This is a genomic window from bacterium, from assembly GCA_024224155.1.
Lineage (GTDB): Bacteria > Acidobacteriota > Thermoanaerobaculia > Multivoradales > JAHEKO01 > CALZIK01.
In genome coordinates this window covers 1-1,568 of the sequence record JAAENP010000274.1, presented here as the reverse complement: position 1 = coordinate 1,568, position 1,568 = coordinate 1, and the positions used below count along the sequence as shown (strand labels likewise).

Annotated in this window: 1 protein-coding gene; it reads left to right on the top strand. The window is 66.0% G+C overall.

All coding sequences use genetic code 11. The features are described 5' to 3' along the window. On the top strand, positions 1-1,568 hold a 1,568-nt coding region (locus tag GY769_14340; GenBank protein ID MCP4203097.1), incomplete at both ends, for a hypothetical protein.

The following is a 1,568-nucleotide window of genomic DNA, read 5'->3' as shown; positions in this document are numbered from 1 at the left end:
GAGCCGGCGGACTCTCTGGCGGACTCCGCCTCCAAACGGGCCAGGGTTCGACCCGCGCCCGGGCAGGAGGCGGACGACGCCGCCGCCGCCGAGGCCGCCTCGACCGAGTCCGCTCTCCCGTGGCGGGGCCGCGCTGCCTTGGTGAAGGAGCTCGCCACACTCGAAGAGGACGACAAGGTGGACAGCGACCTCATGCTCAAGGTCTGCTCCGCCACGAGCTCGGCGATCGAAGCGGACAGGTGGAGCTCCCGGGACACGATGTGTCCCTACACGGTGAAGTTCTGGTTCCGGCAGTACGTGCACCACGTCGAGGACTTGCACGAGGCCTTCGTCGGGGACGACGTCGGGGCTTTCGTCGAGCACTTGCCCCGGGAGATCCGCCAGTACCCCGCCTTCGTGCTGACGCGCTTGCTGCGCGCGACGTGGGCGGACATGAGGAAGATGGCGTCCTGCTTGGGGGACCTGGTGAAGATCGCGCCGGCTCTGCTGCCGCCCATCGGTCACGCGCTCGTGAAAGCCGCGGTCGCGGACATTTCGGCGGCCGAGTGCTACGCCTACAACGACCTTCCGCTGCAGCTGAAGAATAAATTCTTCTTGAGTCCCCTCTACAAGGACTTCCTCGCAGAGCGAAGCCGGACCTTCATCGCGCAGGCAAGAACCTCGGAGTCTCTGAGTGCGGGGCAAAGGCTCGAGATTGTCGCGAGGGAGCTGGAAACCGCGGAGGGCGACTTGAAGTCCGGGCTGGAGGTTGCCTGGACGTTGCTGCGCGAGCCGCCCCTCGCGACGTTCCAGGATCGGGTGGACTTCGTCCTCGCGTGCCCCGACGCGGAAAGCGTGCTCCAGCAGTGGCCCTGCCTGCACAACCCCTGGCTCCTCCTCGTGCAGCTGCACACGCAAGACGGCAGCAGCTGCACGCTACCCGGCGGCCGCGGGGTGTCGAGCCAGGTTCTCGCGTTGCTGGACAAACTCCTTGTCGCGGGGGTGACACTGCCGCAGGATTGCAAACTCCGCGGCTGCTTGGAGGAGCTCGACGCCGTGGCGAAGGACCCCGACCTCACTCCGAAGGAGCACTGGACGGCCGTGGTCCAGGAGTTCGTCTGCGAGCGACTCTTCGTTCCGCCGCCTGCGACTCGATCGGCACTGGATTGGGCGGACTTGACGCAGCCGACGAAGGTGGCAGGCCTGCAGCTGTGGACGCGATTGAAGGCGGGCCTTCGCAACCACACGGTCTCGAATCTGCTTTACGTCCTGAAAAAAGAGGCGGAGTCGTTCGAGCACTCTCTCCAGTCTCCGGACCCGAAAAGGAAGGCAGAGAAAGATGACAACAAAGAGCGGAGGAAGAAGGCCGCCAAAGGCGAGGATATCCCCGCCGCCAAAGTCGAGGAGATCCCCGGTGGCTCTGAAGTTGAAGGGGAGGAGGACCCGCAGGGAGCGGATGTCGGCGGCGGCGGGGATGCCGGCGGCGGCGGGGATGGCGGCGGCGGGGATCCCGCCACCGCCGATCTTCCCGTGAAGTCTGGCGACTTTTGCACAATGCACATCAGGGGGAAAGAGGTCGGCCGGTGCGT